Raw genomic sequence first — 15107 nt, 5'->3', positions numbered from 1 at the left:
CCATTGCCGTTGGCCAATGGCTGGCTGGTGCCAGCGTCTTCGCCGGCCGCCGTTGCCTGCCGCGGCTTGGCGGCGGATTCGAGCGGCTTGCAGCGTTCGATTCAAAGCTCGTGCTGTTGCGCATTGAGCTCAAGCAACAGGTCCACGAACGCGCGCACCTTGGCCGGCCGAAAGCGCGTTGCCGGAAACACGGCGTGGATGCCGCCGGACGGCAACTGCCACTGCGGCAGCACATGCAGCAAGCGACCGGCAGCCAGATCGTCGGCGACCACATAATCGGGCAGCACCGAGATGCCTGCGCCCTGGCACACCGCTTCGCGCACGGCGAGGGTGGCGTCGAGAAAGATGCCCGGCTGCACCTCCACACTCTGCGGCGCATGCGTGGCGTGCGCGAATTGCCAGCGCTGGTGATCGCGCAAGGCGGTGTTGGCCACGAAGGGCAGGGTGGCGATGTCCTGCGGCGATGCGATTCGGGCCAGCTGCGCGGCCATCGCGGAAGGCGCGACCAGCAACTGCCGAAACGCGCCGATCTTGCGTGCCTGCAGGCTGCTTTCGGCCAGCCAGCCGACGCGGATCGCAAGTTCGATGTTGGCCGTCATCAGGTCCAGGGTCTGGTCGCTGAGGATCGCGTCGACCTTGCAGGCCGGATGGCGCCGGGTGAAGGCTGCGATCGCCGGCACCACCACGCGCACGCCGTAGTCCAGCGGGGCAGTGAGCCGGAGCAGGCCGGACGGTTCGGCGGCGGTATCGGTGAGTGCGTCGAAGGCGTCGTCGGTATCGCGCAGGATGGCCGCGCAGCGCTGGTAGAACGCCTGCCCGAGTTCGGTGGTGCGCACCCTGCGGGTCGTGCGCACCAATAGCGAGGTGCGGCATTCGCGCTCCAGGCGGGCGACCTGCTGGCTCACTACCGCCTTGGTGATGCCCAGGCGCTCGGCGGCCGCCGTGAACGAGCCGGTGTCCACCACTGCGACGAAGTAGGCCAGGCGGCGCAGATTGCCAAGGCCGCCTGGTCCGGTCTCGCTTCGATTGTGTGTCTTTGGCATACGGTATGTTTATGGCGGATGGATTTAAGAGTCAACGGCGCGGGCCTAGGATGCATTGCTCGCCACCGGATGCCGCTGCCATGTCCACCACCGTTCACTACATTTACGACCCGCTATGCGGCTGGTGCTATGGCGCCACCGCGGTGGTGTCGGCGTTGCAGGCGCGGGCCGATGTCGCGCTGCAATTGCTGCCAGCCGGGCTGTTTCTGGGCGCCGGCGCCAGGGCGATGGACGCCACCTTCGCCGGCTACGCCTGGTCCAACGACCAACGCATTGCGCAGCTGACCGGCCAGGGTTTCAGCGCCCAGTATCGACAGCGCGTGCTCGGCGATCGTCAGCAACGCTTCGACAGCGGTCCGGCGACGTTGGCGCTGACGGCGGTGGCGCGTGTCGATCCGTCGCGCGAAGTGCAGGTGCTGGGGGCCATCCAGCGGGCGCGCTATGTCGAGGGTAACGATGTGACCGCGCTGGACACGCTGGTGGGCCTGCTGGAATCGCTTGGGCTGGAGCAGGCCGCAAAGCAGATCGCCGCGCCGGATGCGCAGCTGCTTGCGCTGACACAGGCGCGCATCGACACCGCGCTGGAGCTGTTGCAGGAATTCGATGTGCGCGGCGTGCCGACGCTGGTTGCGCAGTCGTCCGGCAAGCGGTGGTTGCTGGATGTCGGGGCGGGTTATGGGAACCCCGATGTCGTCCTGCGGCAGTTGGATGCTGGGCATTTTTAGGCGTCTGGGTGACGGGTTTCTCGCCATGGGGTTGGCTTTCTTGCAGCGGACCTTTCCCCACACACGTCTCCGGTGACTTGGCTGTCTTCCGCCGCATCCTCACCACAACCATCGCCATCCTCAAAGGCCAAACCAATGCCAACCCGACGAGACGTCATCAAAACCCTGGCGGTTGCGAGTGTCGCAACCGCCTTCCCTGGAGCGAATACCGCCATGGCTGCACCGACCACACTGACGTATCAACATTTCCCCGCCGGCGAACACGGTTTCTTCCGCGCGCCGGTGCTGATTTCCGGCACGCGCGATGCGGTGCTGATCGACGGGGGCTTCACCCTGCCCGACGGCAAGGCGCTGGCCGAGGCGATCCGCGCCAGCGGCAAGACGCTGACCACCATCTACATCAGCCAAAGCGACCCGGACTACTACTTCAGCCTGGCGCCGATCAAGGCTGCCTTCCCCAAGGCGCGCGTCGTCGCCGCCTCGGCCACCATTGCGGCGATCAAGGGCAATGTCGAAAAGAAGCTGGCCACCTGGGGCCCGCAGCTGAAGGAAAACGGCCCGCAGCGTCTGGCCGACATCGTGATGCCGGAGTCCTTCGATGGTCCTGCGCTCACACTGGAAGGCCACGCGCTGGAGATCGTCGAAGCCGACGGTCTGGCCAATCGACGCTATGTCTGGGTGCCTGCACTGAAGGCCATCGTCGGTGGCGTGCTGGTGTTCTCCGGCACGCATGTGTGGACCGCCGATACGCGCGGCGCCGAAGGCCGTGCCGCCTGGCGCAAGACGTTGGACCGCATGGCGGCGCGTTCGCCGTCGGTGGTGGTGGCCGGCCATCTGCTGCCGGGCGCGCCCACCGATGCCTCGGCCATCGCCTACACGCGCGATTATCTGCTGGCCTTCGAGCAAGAGCTGGCCAGGCACAGCAACAGTGCCGACCTGATCAAGGCCATGACCGCGCGCTATCCCAATGCCGGCATGACGGTGGCATTGCAGATCGGCGCCAAGGTCGCCACCGGCGAGATGCAGTGGGGTTGATGCGATAACGACGCAGCCGGACATCATCCGCGCAGGCGCCGTGCATGCAGTGGACGCGTAACACCGAGGCGCGGCAGATCCCTGCACGCCGCTGCGCTTCTGGAATAATGCAGCCTTGGCGGCGACGCCGGTCTGCATCCCGGTCTGTTGCGGGATGCGGCGCAGCCACGCCTTCCCCGCTGCATTCGCATAGGCCTTCCAATGTCCCAGACGCTCCGCATCGCCATGGCGCAGTTCGACTTCCCGGTCGGCGCCGTGGCGCGCAATACCGATCGCATCATCGACTTCATCGCGGCAGCGCGCGACGAGTTCGATGCGGACATCGTGCTGTTTCCCGAGCTGGCGATCAGCGGCTACCCGCCGGAAGATCTGCTGCTGCGGCCCGGTTTTCTCGCCCATTGCCAGGAAGCGCTGGCGCGCATTGCCGCCAGTACGCGCGGCATCGTGGCGGTGGTCGGCTGGCCGCAGAGTGCCGGCAGCGTGGTCTACAACGCCGCCAGCGTGTTGCGCGACGGGCATATCGAGGCCACGTATCGCAAGCGCGAATTGCCTAATTACGCAGTGTTCGACGAGCGCCGCTACTTCGACATGGACCCGGATGGCGACAACTGCGTGGTCACGGTCAAGGGCGTGCAGGTGGGCGTGGTGATCTGCGAGGACCTGTGGTTTGCCGAGCCGCTGGCCAGGACCGTGCAGGCCGGCGCCGAGCTGGTGCTGGTGCCCAATGCCTCGCCCTACGAGCGCGGCAAGCATGCGCAGCGCGATGCCCTGCTGGCCGAGCGCACCCGTGAGAGCGGGGCGGCGATTGCCTACCTCAACGTGGTCGGCGGCCAGGACGCGCTGGTGTTCGACGGCGCATCGGTGGTGGCCGATGGCGACGGCACCGTGCATCCTGCCGCTGCCGCCTTCGTCGATCAGTGGCTGGTGGTGGACTACGCCGCCGGCGAGCGCAGTTTCACCCCGGTGGTGTGGGTGGACGATGGCGACGAGAGCATGGATGCGCTGGCCTGGCGCGCCGTGGTGCGCGGCTTGCAGGACTATTGCCGCAAGAACGGCTTTACCAAGGTCTGGCTGGGCCTGTCCGGCGGCATCGATTCGGCGCTGGTGCTGGCGATGGCGGTCGATGCGCTGGGCGGCGACAACGTCACCGCGGTGCGGCTGCCGTCGCGTTACACCGCCAACCTGTCCAACGATCTGGCCGACGAGCAATGCCGCGCGCTGGGCGTCAAGCTGGAAACCATCGCGATCGAGCCGGCGTTCGAAGGCCTGCTCGCCGCGCTGGGGCCGATGTTCGAAGGCACCCAGCCGGACATCACCGAAGAGAACCTGCAGTCGCGCAGCCGTGGGGTGATCCTGATGGCGCTGTCCAACAAGTTTGGCGGGCTGCTGCTGACCACCGGCAACAAGAGCGAATACGCAGTGGGGTACGCCACCATCTACGGCGACATGTGCGGCGGCTACGCCCCGCTCAAGGACCTGTACAAGACCGAAGTGTTCGGCCTGGCCAAGTGGCGCAATACCGTGGGCGGGGCGCCGGTGATACCGCCGGCCGTGATTTCGCGCCCGCCCTCCGCCGAGTTGCGCGACAACCAGACCGACCAGGATTCGCTGCCGCCATACGATGTGCTGGACGGCATCCTGTACCGCTACGTCGACCAGGAGCAGTCGCGCGATGACATCGTCGCGGCCGGCTATGCCGCCGACACGGTGGAACACGTGCTGCGGCTGGTGCGGCTCAACGAATGGAAGCGCCACCAGGCCGCGCCCGGGCCCAAGGTGTCGCGACGCGCGTTCGGCCGCGAGCGGCGTTACCCGATCACCAATGGCTATTCCGGCCAGTAGCCCGAACGGCTATTGCGGTCGGTCGCCCGTCGCATCGGCTCCCGCTGCGGTGGCCGGTGCTTGGGCGAAGCGGGTGAGCAGGTCCAGGGTCGGCTTGGGCCGGGTCAGGTCGTACATCAGGCCGAAATGGCCTTCGGCGCCCTGGATGGTGGTCTGGTCCAGCAATTCGTAGACGTTTACCTCGGACACCACGTCGGCATAGTTGTCGCGCACGTTGCGCAGCAACTGCGCCAGGCTGTCGTAGCAGCCGCGGTCGCCTTCCGCACCGCCGGTGGTGTTGCCGGTGTAGATCTCCGCACAGTTGAGCTCGTTGAAGAACACCGGGGTCTTGTAGGTCTGCGCTGCCGTGCGCAGCTGGCCCAGGTACAACGCGCTCCAGTAGCCGGCATCCTGGTGGAAGGCGTAGTAGTGGAAGCTGATGTGGTCGAAATTGAAGCCGGCCGCCTTGGCCTTGGCCAGGAACCACAGCGAGCCATTGCGGTCGCCGGGGCAGCGTGCGTTGGCGCTGCGGTCGTCACTGTTGCAGGCGGTGATGTTGATGGTGAAGCGCAGGCCGGCACCCAGTTCGTTGGAGGCCTGGCGCATGCCCAGGTACATCGTGGTCATTGCCGCGATGCGGGCATCTGCCTCGGCGCGCACCAGATCCTGTTCGTTGCCGATCTCCCAGACCTTGATGTCGGCCGCATAGCGGCGTGCCAGCTGGTAGCCGATCTCGCGCGACATCGGGTAGACCATCGGGCGCAACGTGATGCCGTATTTGCGCGCCAGCGGGACCAGCGCATCCAGCGTTGCGTAGTCACGCGGGTCCACATCGAAGCGGTAGCTGCGCAGATTGCGTGCGGCCAGCAGTTGGAAGCGGGCCTCGGCCTGGGCCATGGAATAGCCGGGGCGATTGTCGTGGGCGTTGACGCCGTAGACGATCGGCGCCGCGGTGGCGGTGGTGGTCATCGCCGCCAGCAACAGGGCGAGCAGGAACGGGACGATGCAGCGGGACATGCGGCCTCCTGGGCGGGTGCCAGCGGGGAGTCGGATCTTCTTCAGGGCCGAGTATAGGCAGCGCACAGGCGCGGTTCGGTGACCTGGTGCCGGGTCTGGCGAGGTGCCTGCAGCTGTCGCAGGCAGGCGTGCCCCGCGTTGCGGGAGAGGGTGGGACGCGGGTGCGGAATGCGGGACGGTCGATCTTCCGGTCGATCAGGCGTCACTGTCGCCAGGCATCGCGAGTGCCTGCGGTAGCCGGCGCGCCGTCACCGCCGCAGGCGCGTTGCCGCAATAAAAAAGGGGCCTTGCGGCCCCTTTCTCATCACACCGGCGACTGATGTCTCAGTCGCGGCTCATCTGCGCGTTGCGCTGACCGGTGGCGGCAGACTTCTCGCCGGCGAACGGGTTGAGCTTGCGGATGGCCCAGGGATACTTCGGCCAGTCGCCGGTCAGCCACGGGTGCTGCGGGCTGTTGAGCTCCAGCACGCGGCGCGCGTCGGCGGCCAGGGTCTTGTTGCCCAGGTGGGTGTAGGCCTCGGCCAGCACCGCGACCGCGTCGTATTGGTAGGCACTCTGCGGATAGGTTTCCAGCAGGTAGTTGGCACGACCGGCCGCCGAGACCCAGGCATTGCGCCGCAGGTAGTACAGCGCGTTGTCCAGTTCATGCTGGGCGAACACGTCGCGCAGCTCGATCATGCGCTTGCGCGCATCCGGCGCGTAGCGGCTGTTCGGGTAGCGGTCGGTGACGGTGTTGAAGTCGTTGTAGGCCTGCTGCGGCGAGGACAGGTCGCGACGGCTCGGATCCAGCGACCACACGCGGCGCAGGAACACCGTGTCGCGATTGCTGTTGGCCAGCCCGCGCAGGTAGTACAGATACGAGATGTTGCGATGGGTCGGGTAGGTCCGGATGAAGCGGTCGACGCTGGAGACGGTGTCGTCGTGCTTGCCGGCCTTGTACTGGGCATAGGCGGTTTCGATCATCGCCTGCTCGGTGTACGGGCCGTACGGGTACTGGGCAATCAGGCGCTTGTAGCTGGCTTCGGCGCCGGCCCAGTTGCCTTTCTCCATCAGGCCGTGGCCCTTGCCGTAGAGCTGCTCGACCGGCATGCCCTCATCGGGATTCTTGTCCTTGGCGCCGCGGTGGCAGCCGGTGACGACGAACGCCATGACCAGCATGAGGGCAATCAGGCGCGCAGGCGCGGAAAACGTGGACCGTCGGATCATGGGTCTGGGCAGGACGCATCAGGAAAACGAGAGCGCGATGATAGCCTAGTGGCCTGTCCGGCGACTGACTCCCGCCGCCCGGACCGCCAAATTCCCGCTTTTGCCTGAGTGCCCGTGTCCATGTCTGACCCATCTGCCGACCCCCTCGACCCGTCCATCCGCCAGGCCATCGTGCCCGACAACGCCGCTGGACGCCGTTTCGACGCAGTGCTGGCCGAGCTGTTCCCCGAATTCTCGCGCTCGCGCTTGTCGGAGTGGATCAAGTCCGGCGATGCGCTGCTGAACGGGGAAATGGCGCGCCCGCGCGACACCTTGCGCGGCGGCGAGAGCGTGCAGGTGCAGGTGGTGCTGGAAACTCAGACCCACGCCGCGCCGCAGGACATCCCGCTGAGCGTGCTGTACGAAGACGACCAGGTACTGGTGATCGACAAGCCAGCCGGGCTGGTGGTGCACCCGGGCGCGGGCAATCCGGACGGTACCCTGGTCAACGCCTTGCTGTTCCGCGACCCGACGCTGGCGTCGGTGCCGCGCGCAGGCGTGGTGCACCGGCTGGACAAGGACACCAGTGGGGTGATGGTGGTGGCGCGTACCGTGCAGGCGCAGACCGCGCTGGTGGAACAGCTGTCCGCACGCGATGTGCATCGCCAGTATCTGGCGGTGGTGGTCGGCGCGCTGGTCTCCGGCGGCACCGCCAACGCGCCGATCGACCGCCATCCGCGCGATCGGCTGAAGATGGCGGTGCGCGACGATGGCCGCGATGCGGTCACCCATTACCGCCTGCGCGAGCGCTTCCGCGCACACACCGCGCTGGAATGCCGGCTGGAAACCGGGCGCACCCACCAGATCCGCGTGCACATGGCGCATCTGAAGTCGCCGATCGTCGGCGACCCGCTGTACGGCGGCGCGCTCAAGCTGCCCAAGGGCGCCACCGACGAACTGGTGCACGAGCTGCGCACCTTCAAGCGTCAGGCGCTGCATGCCGAAACCCTGGAATTCCTGCACCCGGTCAGCGGCGAGCCGGTGCGCGCCAGCGCGCCGGTGCCGGCCGATCTGCAGCGGCTGATGACGGCCCTGCGCGAAGACAGCGCACGCGCCGCCGAGCTGGCACGCCGCTGACGTGGCCGCTGCCGCGCCCTTCGTGCTGCCGGCCGACTGGCCGGCGCCACCACGCATCCATGCGCTGACCACGCTGCGTCACGGCCTGGGCGGCTCGCTGGCGCCGTTCGACACGCTCAACCTCGGCAACCGCCACAGTGCCGATGGCGACACGCCGGAGCAGGTGGAACGCAACCGGGCGCTGCTGGTCGAGGCGCTGGCACTGCCCGGCACCCCGCAGTGGCTGCGTCAGGTGCACGGGGTGGAGGTGTTGCGTGTCGACGCGCCTGTGCTCGCGCGCGGCGAACAGCCGCCTGCAGCGGGCACTGTCGCGCCAGGCGCGCAGGAACCGGTCGCCGATGCAGCGGTAACCGCCGTGCCCGGCGTGGTGCTGGCGATCCTCACTGCCGATTGCCTGCCGGTCGTGCTCGCCGCTGCCGATGGCAGCGAAGTGGCCGCCGCGCATGCAGGCTGGCGCGGCCTGGCCGACGGCATGCTGGAGCGCAGCGTGGCGGCGATGCGCACGCCGCCGCAGCAGGTGATGGCATGGTTGGGGCCGGCAGCGGGGCCGCAGGCCTATGAAATCGGTGAAGACGTGTTCAACGCCTTCGTCGCGCACGATGCGCAGGCGCAACGCGCGTTTGTCGCGACCCGTCCGGGGCATTGGCGGGTGGACTTGTATGCGTTGGCGCGTCAGCGCCTGCAGCATGCCGGCGTGCCGGCCAGCGCCATTCATGGCGGCGGGCTGTGCACCATTTCCGAGCCGCAACGCTTCTTCTCGCATCGTCGTGACCGTCGCAGCGGACGCATGGTCACGCTGGCCTGGATCGCGCCCTGAGCGTGCCGTTGTTTGCGCAGGTGCTGGGGCAGGACGCGTTCGCGCAGCTGCCTGCGCCGGTGCGCGCGCTGCATTCGGTGCAGCAGCGGCAGACCTTCGCCGGCCGGGCAAGGATTCAACGCGGCACGCATGTGCTGGTCCCGTTACTGGCGCTGTTGAGCCGCTTGCCGCGCAGTGGCGAAGTGGAGGTCGAAGTGGAGTTTCTTGCCGACGCGACAGGCGAGCGCTGGCATCGGCGGTTCGGAGGCCTGCCGATGCATTCGCGCCTGTGGCGCGAGGGCACGCGCCTGCGCGAACATTTGGGCGCAGTGCGGTTTGAATTCGCGCTGCGCGCCGACGCGCAATCGCTGTACTGGCAGGCCACGCGGGTGTGGGCATTGGGCTGGATCCGGTTGCCTGCGCGCTGGTTCGAGCAGGTGCGTTGCCGCGAGCATGCCGACGCCGGGCGTTACGGATTCCTGGTCGACGTGCACTTGCCGCTGGTCGGCCCGTTCATTCGCTACGAGGGCTGGCTTGAACCGCGTTGATCCACCGCTCGTTGACGTGTCTCAGCTGGAGCCATCTCAGTTGGAGACTCCTCACTCGAAGCCGTCGCGCGTGGAGCCGCCCGGCCGTCAGCCAGGTGCTGTGCCCGCGACCATCGTGTTCGATGGCGTGTGCCTGCTGTGCAATGGCTGGGTCAGGTTCCTGCTGCGTCACGATCGACGCGGGCGTTATCGCTTTGCCGCAATGCAGGGCCAGGCCGGACGTGCGCTGTTACAGCGGCATGGCCTGGATCCGGACGACCCATTGTCGTTTCTGCTGGTGGATGACCGCGGTGCATGGACCGACAGCGACGCGATCGTGCGGGTGCTGGCCGGGTTGGGCGGCTTCTGGCGGCTGGCCACGGTGTTGCGCGTGGTGCCGCGTCGCGTGCGCGACATCGGCTATCGCCTGATCGCACGCCATCGCTACCGCTGGTTCGGTCGCACTGAGCATTGCATGCTGCCGAGCCCAGAGCAGCGCGAGCGGTTTCTCGACTAGCGTAGGAGCGCACCTGGGCGCGACGGGCGTTATCGATAACGCTTCGTCGCGCCCGGGTGCGCTCCTACGACAGCGCGCTGATTTCTATGGTGGCTGGATGATTTGGAGTGTTGGTCGGCCGCGTGCGTTGAAGTTGGTTTAGTGAACGGGCAGGCCTGCTTTGTGTAGGAGTGCACTGGTGCGCGATGCGGCATTACCGGGAAAGCCTCATCGCGCACAAGTGCGCTCCTACAGTGATTCCGTGACGGCGGCTTACGCGGCTGCGTTTTTGAAGCTTGCGGGCGCTGCTTTCGGGTTACCGCCGTGCGCAGGCTGCAGGCGGAAGATCGACACCGCATCGGCCAGTTCCACGGCCTGTTCTTCCAGACTGCGCGCAGCGGCGGTGGCTTCTTCCACCAGCGCGGCGTTGCGTTGGGTGACTTCGTCCAGTTGCGCGACCGTACGGTTGACCTGTTCGATGCCGCTGGATTGCTCGGCGCTGGCGGCAGTGATCTCGCTCATGATGTCGGTGACGTGTTTGACCGAGCCGACGATCTCGCGCATGGTCGCGCCGGCGCGGTGCACCAGGCCCGAGCCCAGTTCGACCTTGTCGGTGGAATCGGCGATCAGCGTCTTGATCTCCTTGGCCGCATCGGCCGAGCGCCGCGCCAGCGCGCGCACTTCCGAGGCGACCACCGCAAAGCCGCGGCCCTGTTCGCCGGCGCGTGCGGCTTCCACCGCGGCGTTGAGCGCCAGGATATTGGTCTGGAAGGCGATGCCGTCGATGACGCCGATGATCTCGCCGATCTTGCGCGAGGCAGTGCTGATCTGGCCCATGGTGGACACCACATCGTCCATCACCTGGCCGCCGTTCTGCGCGACTTCGCCGGTGCCCACCACCAGCCGATTGGCCTGCAGCGCGCTGTCGGCGTTCTGCTTCACGGTGGAGGTGAGTTCCTCCATGGAGCTGGCGGTTTCTTCCAGATTGGCGGCCTGCTGCTCGGTGCGCTCGGACAGGTCGGTGTTGCCGGCGGCGATTTCCACCGCCGCGCGGCGGATCGTGTCCGATGCGATCTGGATGCCGCCGATGATCTCGGTCAGCCGGGTCACGGTCTGGTTGGTGTCGTCGCGCAGGCGCGCAAAGATGCCGTGCGCATCGCCGTCCACACGCTGGGTGAGGTCGCCTTCGGCCAGTGCGCCGATCACCCGCGCCAACGCGGCCAGGTGGGTTTCCACCGAGTCGTAGATGCGGTTGATGCCTTGCGCCAGCGACAGCAGCACGCCGTCCATGCCGTCGATCTGCATGCGCCGGCTGAAATCGCCGGCCGCGGCGGCATCGATGATCTGGATCAGCGCCTGCTCGGCGTTGACCTGCGCGGTGACGTCCATCCACTGCGCGATGGTGCCCAGCTTGGTGCCGTCGGCGGCGATGATCGGGCTGTAGACGAAGTCGATCTGGCGGCCGAAGAACGGCGCGCGCACCGCCTTGGAGGCGGTCAGCGCACGCATGCGGTCGATCGCGGCCTGGCTGTCGGGATAGATGTCGCCGATGCTGCCGCCGACGAAGCCTTCGGCATGGAAGCTGGGACGGAAGCTCTGCACATCCGGCTCGATCAGCTTGAGCATCGCCAGCAGTTTGCGGTTGGCGAACAGCACCTGGCCGTCGTCGTCGGCGATGCGGATCATGGTGTCCAGATCGTCCAGCGCCTTGATCACGAACTGGCCGTGGCGCAGGCCCTGTTCCATCACATCGATGCGGATGGCCAGCTTGTCCTGGGTCGCCTGCAGGGCGTGCAGCAACGGCGCGAGTTCGCCGGAGGCGCTGCGCAGATCCAGACGCTGGAAGCGCCCTTCACCGATGGCCGTCACCGTGCCGATCGCCTGTTGCAGTTGCGCCAGACCGCGACGGCGCGCCCACCACCGCAGCCCGGCACTTGCCGCGCCCAGCACCAGCAGCGCCGGTAGCAAGCGGCCCAGCCCAGCCCAGATGCTGCCGGGCAGCAGCGTGGCAGCGTAGAGCGTCAGCAAGGCCAGCAGACCGATCTGTGCAGCGGCAGGCAGCCATGCGGCCGTGCTGGCACGCGCAAGGTTCCGGCCGGAAGGCGGGCGGGAGACGGCGGTGGCATCGGGTGAGGGCGACATAGGCTGAGTCCAACTGAGTGATTCGGAGTGGGGAGCGGCGTCCTGCGCTGCATGGGCTGCTATGGGGTATCGGCGGCCGAGCCCGAATCATGACGGCGTGAAATCACCGTTCGTCGGAATCTGCCGACCAGACCCCCGAAAACACCGATGTAGTTGATTTGGAAGCGGTTTCAGTACGACCCGATGCACTGTGCAACCGCGATTTGCAGCCGGACACCGGTCCTTCGGTTGTAAATACCACGTGAAATATCAGTGGGTGCCGTAAACACTCCGTAGACCTCGATGCCACGCAGTCCGATCGCATGACACGACCAAAGCTGGCCAGTGGCGCCATCAGTGCGAGGCCACGAACACGCACCGCAGGGCCGGGAATCGGGAATCGGGAATCGGGCGCACTACAGCTCCAGCCCAGCCCGAACGACAACGGAAAAGCGCTTCTCCCATTCCGAATCCCGATTCCCGATTCCCGATTCCCCAAAAAAAAACCGGCCATCTCACGATGACCGGTCTATCGATACCTAACTAGCTGACGCTACGCCGGCTTACTTCGCCGGCTTGGCGCCCGCGTCGTCGGGCAGCGCCCAGGCGATCACGCTGTCGCCCGACTTGGTTTCCATGCGGTCGTGTCCACCCACGGCGGCCACGATGTACTGCTTGCCGTCGATGGTGTAGCTCAGCGGGGCGGCCTGCGGGCCGGCCGGCACGCGGGTCTCCCAGACCTGCTTGCCGGTGCGGGTGTCGAAGCCGCGCATGAAGTCGTCCAGGGTCGCGCCGATGAAGGTCACGCCGCCGGCGGTGGCCAGCGAGCCGCTGTTGTTGGGCGTGCCGATCTCGAACTTGGTCTTGGACGGGATGCCCATCGGGCCCTGGTCGTAACCGGTGCCCAGCGGACGCCGCCAGATCACCTGCTGGGTGCGCAAGTCCACGCCGGAGATGTAACCCCACGGCGGTGCCACGCACGGCGTGTTGAGCGGCGACATCCACGGCTCCTTGCGGGCGCCGTAGGCCAGGCCCTTCTGCGCCATGTAGCCCGGCGTCTTGCTCTTGCCGTCGAACACCGAGACCACGCCCAGTTCATTCATCTTTTCGCGGGTGTAGACCTGCAGGGTGTAGGGCAGGCGATTGCTGTTCATCACCATGATGCCGCGCTGCAGATCGACCGAGACGCCGCCCCAGTTGATGCCGCCGTGGTTGCCGGTAAAGGCCAGCGAGCCCTGCAGGGTCGGCGGGGTGAACATGCCTTCGTAGCGCAACTGCTTGAACTGGATGCGGCAGGCCAACTGGTCGAACGGGGTCATGCCCCATGCGTCGGATTCGACGATGGTTTCGTACTCGCGGCTCGGTGCGCCCACGGTATTGGGCATGCCCGGCGAGATCGGCTGCGTGGCCGCAGTCCAGTCGCCGTGATCGGTGCCCTGCGGCACGGCGATCTGCTTGACCGGCATGAGCGGGGCACCGGTGGCGCGGTCCAGCACGAACACTTGGCCGGACTTGGTGGCCTGGATCACCGCAGGACGGGTAGCGCCGCCGGCGACCGGCCAGTCGACCAGATTCGGCTGCGGGCCGATGTCGTAATCCCACAGGTCGTGGTTGACGGTGCGGAAGTGCCAACGCTCCTTGCCGGTGGCCGCATCCACGGCAACCAGCGAGGCGGTGTATTCCTCATCCTGCGGGGAACGGCCCTTGCCGAAGAAATCGCCCGAGGCATTGCCGGTCGGCAGATACACCAGGCCCAGCTCGTCGTCGGCTGCCATCAGCGACCACACGTTCGGGGTGGAACGGGTGTAGGTCTGCCCGGCCGGCGGCTCGGCGGTGATCGCCGGGTTGCCCAGGTCCCAGGCCCAACGCAGCTGGCCGGTGAGCGCATCGAAGCCGCGCACCACGCCCGACGGCGCATCGCCTTCCTGGCCGTCGCGCACCTGGCCGGTGGGCTGGATCACCACGCCGCGCATCACCACCGGCGGCGAGGTCGGGCCGACGAAGCCCGGCTTGGTGTTGCCGGTGCCGGCGTTGAGATCGACAAAGCCGTTGTTACCGAAGCTGGTGCACAGCTTGCCGGTCTGCGCGTCCAGCGCGCCGAGGCGGCCATCGACCATCGGCCAGAAGATCCGCTTCGGGCACTCGGCGGTGCCTTGCGGCGCCTGGTAGTACGACACGCCGCGGCAGGTGGTGGCGGCAACGCCGGCCATCGCCTTGGGATTGGTCTGCGGGTCGAAGCGCCAGCGCTCCTTGCCGTTGGCCGCTTCCACCGCGATCACCTTCTGGGTCGGGGTGCAGATGTAGAGCAGGTCGCCGACCTTGAGCGGGGTGTTCTGGAAGGCGTAGCCCAACTTGGAGCCGGCCGGCTTCAGATCGCCGGTATGGAACTCCCAGGCCACCTTCAGGTTCTTGGCGTTCTCCGGGGTGATCTGCGCACCGGGGGTGTAGTGGTTGGACAGGTTGGAGCCGGCGTACGAGGTCCAGTTGCTGGCATCGTGATTGGCCGCAACGTTGCCGTCCGGGCTGGGCACGTTGGCGCGGCTGAACGGCTTCGCGCTCTCGGCCGGCAGCTTGGAGGCATCGGCCAGTTCGACATTGCGCGGCACCAGCAGCGGCCACAGGATCAGCGTCGCGCCCAGGATCGGCAGCACGCCGGTCACCACCACATAGCCCAGTCCCGACAGCGGCTGCATGCGGCGACGGGCCACGCCCCAGAACGGCAGCAGCACCAGCCCCAGCACCGACATCCAGGCCAGACGCGGGACCAGGCCCCAGCCATCCAGGCCCACTTCCCACAGCGCCCAGGCGATGGTGGCCGCCAGCGTGGCGCCGAACAGCCACAGGCCGGCACGCTTGCCCAGCGCCAGCAACACGCCGGCCAGGAACAGGCCGATGCCCGCCAGCAGGTAATACCAGGAACCACCGACGGCGACCAGGCGGCCGCCCTCGTAGGCAAGCACCGCACCGAGCACGGCGATCACCACGGCATAGACCACCAGCAACCAGGTGCCTAGTCCACGTTTTGAGGATTGATCAGTCATTTTGAGATGTCAGGAAGGACCCAGGCACCGGCAGGCGGTGGCGAGTCGTGGAGGGAGCAAGATCACAGGCTGGCAAAGGGCGGCCACGATCTAACAAAAACGTCCTAAACCAGAACGCCGGGATATGAACGCGCAGCCCCTCCCAGGGTCCTCAGCGCTACTC

General features: G+C 67.1%; 12 protein-coding genes. 7 read left to right on the top strand and 5 right to left on the bottom strand.

The window, feature by feature from the left end; all coding sequences use genetic code 11:
• Positions 1 to 101: 101 nt before the first annotated feature.
• Positions 102 to 1043 (bottom strand): LysR family transcriptional regulator, encoded by a 942-nt coding sequence (locus ABQY64_RS15775; protein ID WP_349779528.1) that lies wholly within the window; start codon positions 1041 to 1043, stop codon positions 102 to 104.
• A gap of 80 nt (positions 1044 to 1123) precedes the next feature.
• Here ABQY64_RS15775 and ABQY64_RS15770 point away from each other — a divergent pair, with 80 nt between their 5' ends.
• The 3 genes from ABQY64_RS15770 to ABQY64_RS15760 all read left to right on the top strand — a co-directional run bounded on the left by ABQY64_RS15770 (position 1124) and on the right by ABQY64_RS15760 (position 4645).
• Positions 1124 to 1768 carry a DsbA family protein gene (locus tag ABQY64_RS15770; RefSeq protein WP_349779529.1) on the top strand — a complete coding sequence of 215 codons (645 nt, stop codon included), beginning with the start codon at positions 1124 to 1126 and terminating at the stop codon, positions 1766 to 1768.
• 213 nt (positions 1769 to 1981) lie between these two features.
• On the top strand, positions 1982 to 2803 hold the full coding sequence (locus ABQY64_RS15765) for an MBL fold metallo-hydrolase (RefSeq protein ID WP_225879958.1): 822 nt from the start codon (positions 1982 to 1984) through the stop codon (positions 2801 to 2803).
• A 201-nt stretch (positions 2804 to 3004) separates the two neighbouring features.
• A complete protein-coding gene (locus ABQY64_RS15760; protein ID WP_349779530.1) occupies positions 3005 to 4645 on the top strand; it encodes an NAD+ synthase in 1641 nt (546 codons plus the stop codon).
• 9 nt (positions 4646 to 4654) lie between these two features.
• Here ABQY64_RS15760 and ABQY64_RS15755 read toward each other — a convergent pair whose 3' ends face one another.
• Together ABQY64_RS15755 and ABQY64_RS15750 are read right to left on the bottom strand one after the other, a co-directional pair.
• Positions 4655 to 5641, bottom strand: coding sequence for a hypothetical protein (locus ABQY64_RS15755; RefSeq protein ID WP_102585156.1), 987 nt, complete (start codon positions 5639 to 5641; stop codon positions 4655 to 4657).
• 324 nt (positions 5642 to 5965) lie between these two features.
• A complete protein-coding gene (locus ABQY64_RS15750) occupies positions 5966 to 6847 on the bottom strand; it encodes an outer membrane protein assembly factor BamD (RefSeq protein ID WP_024939405.1) in 882 nt (293 codons plus the stop codon).
• A 120-nt stretch (positions 6848 to 6967) separates the two neighbouring features.
• On the opposite strand from ABQY64_RS15750, the gene rluD reads away from it, so the two are divergent.
• From rluD to ABQY64_RS15730, 4 genes are all read left to right on the top strand, one after another.
• Positions 6968 to 7963 carry a 23S rRNA pseudouridine(1911/1915/1917) synthase RluD gene (gene rluD / locus ABQY64_RS15745; protein ID WP_047129194.1) on the top strand — a complete coding sequence of 332 codons (996 nt, stop codon included), beginning with the start codon at positions 6968 to 6970 and terminating at the stop codon, positions 7961 to 7963.
• A gap of 1 nt (position 7964) precedes the next feature.
• The gene (pgeF, locus tag ABQY64_RS15740) at positions 7965 to 8780 is read left to right on the top strand and encodes a peptidoglycan editing factor PgeF (protein WP_349779531.1); all 816 of its coding nucleotides are present in this window, start codon (positions 7965 to 7967) and stop codon (positions 8778 to 8780) included.
• A gap of 2 nt (positions 8781 to 8782) precedes the next feature.
• Complete coding sequence (locus ABQY64_RS15735) at positions 8783 to 9307, top strand: DUF4166 domain-containing protein (protein WP_047129192.1); 525 nt, start codon at positions 8783 to 8785, stop codon at positions 9305 to 9307.
• A 70-nt stretch (positions 9308 to 9377) separates the two neighbouring features.
• A complete protein-coding gene (locus ABQY64_RS15730) occupies positions 9378 to 9803 on the top strand; it encodes a thiol-disulfide oxidoreductase DCC family protein (RefSeq protein WP_374151369.1) in 426 nt (141 codons plus the stop codon).
• Between the two features lie 252 nt (positions 9804 to 10055).
• Here the strand turns inward: ABQY64_RS15730 and ABQY64_RS15725 are convergent, their stop codons facing one another.
• Both ABQY64_RS15725 and ABQY64_RS15720 read right to left on the bottom strand, forming a co-directional pair.
• Positions 10056 to 11924, bottom strand: coding sequence for a methyl-accepting chemotaxis protein (locus ABQY64_RS15725; RefSeq protein WP_349779533.1), 1869 nt, complete (start codon positions 11922 to 11924; stop codon positions 10056 to 10058).
• Positions 11925 to 12466: 542 nt separating this feature from the next.
• Positions 12467 to 14905, bottom strand: a complete 2439-nt coding sequence (locus tag ABQY64_RS15720) for a glucose/quinate/shikimate family membrane-bound PQQ-dependent dehydrogenase (protein ID WP_349779551.1) — start codon at positions 14903 to 14905, stop codon at positions 12467 to 12469.
• Positions 14906 to 15107 lie beyond the last annotated feature (202 nt).

The sequence above is a fragment of the Xanthomonas sp. WHRI 7065 genome, from assembly GCF_040203115.2.
GTDB classification, from domain to species: Bacteria; Pseudomonadota; Gammaproteobacteria; order Xanthomonadales; family Xanthomonadaceae; genus Xanthomonas; species Xanthomonas arboricola.
This window is presented reverse-complemented; position numbering and strand designations above follow the sequence as displayed.

Coding starts and splice junctions, on each gene's coding strand:
- ABQY64_RS15775 (WP_349779528.1), bottom strand. CDS start 1,043: ATGCCAAAGACACACAATCGAAGCGAGACCGGACCAGGCGGCCTTGGC.
- ABQY64_RS15770 (WP_349779529.1), top strand. CDS start 1,124: ATGTCCACCACCGTTCACTACATTTACGACCCGCTATGCGGCTGGTGC.
- ABQY64_RS15765 (WP_225879958.1), top strand. CDS start 1,982: ATGGCTGCACCGACCACACTGACGTATCAACATTTCCCCGCCGGCGAA.
- ABQY64_RS15760 (WP_349779530.1), top strand. CDS start 3,005: ATGTCCCAGACGCTCCGCATCGCCATGGCGCAGTTCGACTTCCCGGTC.
- ABQY64_RS15755 (WP_102585156.1), bottom strand. CDS start 5,641: ATGTCCCGCTGCATCGTCCCGTTCCTGCTCGCCCTGTTGCTGGCGGCG.
- ABQY64_RS15750 (WP_024939405.1), bottom strand. CDS start 6,847: ATGATCCGACGGTCCACGTTTTCCGCGCCTGCGCGCCTGATTGCCCTC.
- rluD (WP_047129194.1), top strand. CDS start 6,968: ATGTCTGACCCATCTGCCGACCCCCTCGACCCGTCCATCCGCCAGGCC.
- ABQY64_RS15725 (WP_349779533.1), bottom strand. CDS start 11,924: ATGTCGCCCTCACCCGATGCCACCGCCGTCTCCCGCCCGCCTTCCGGC.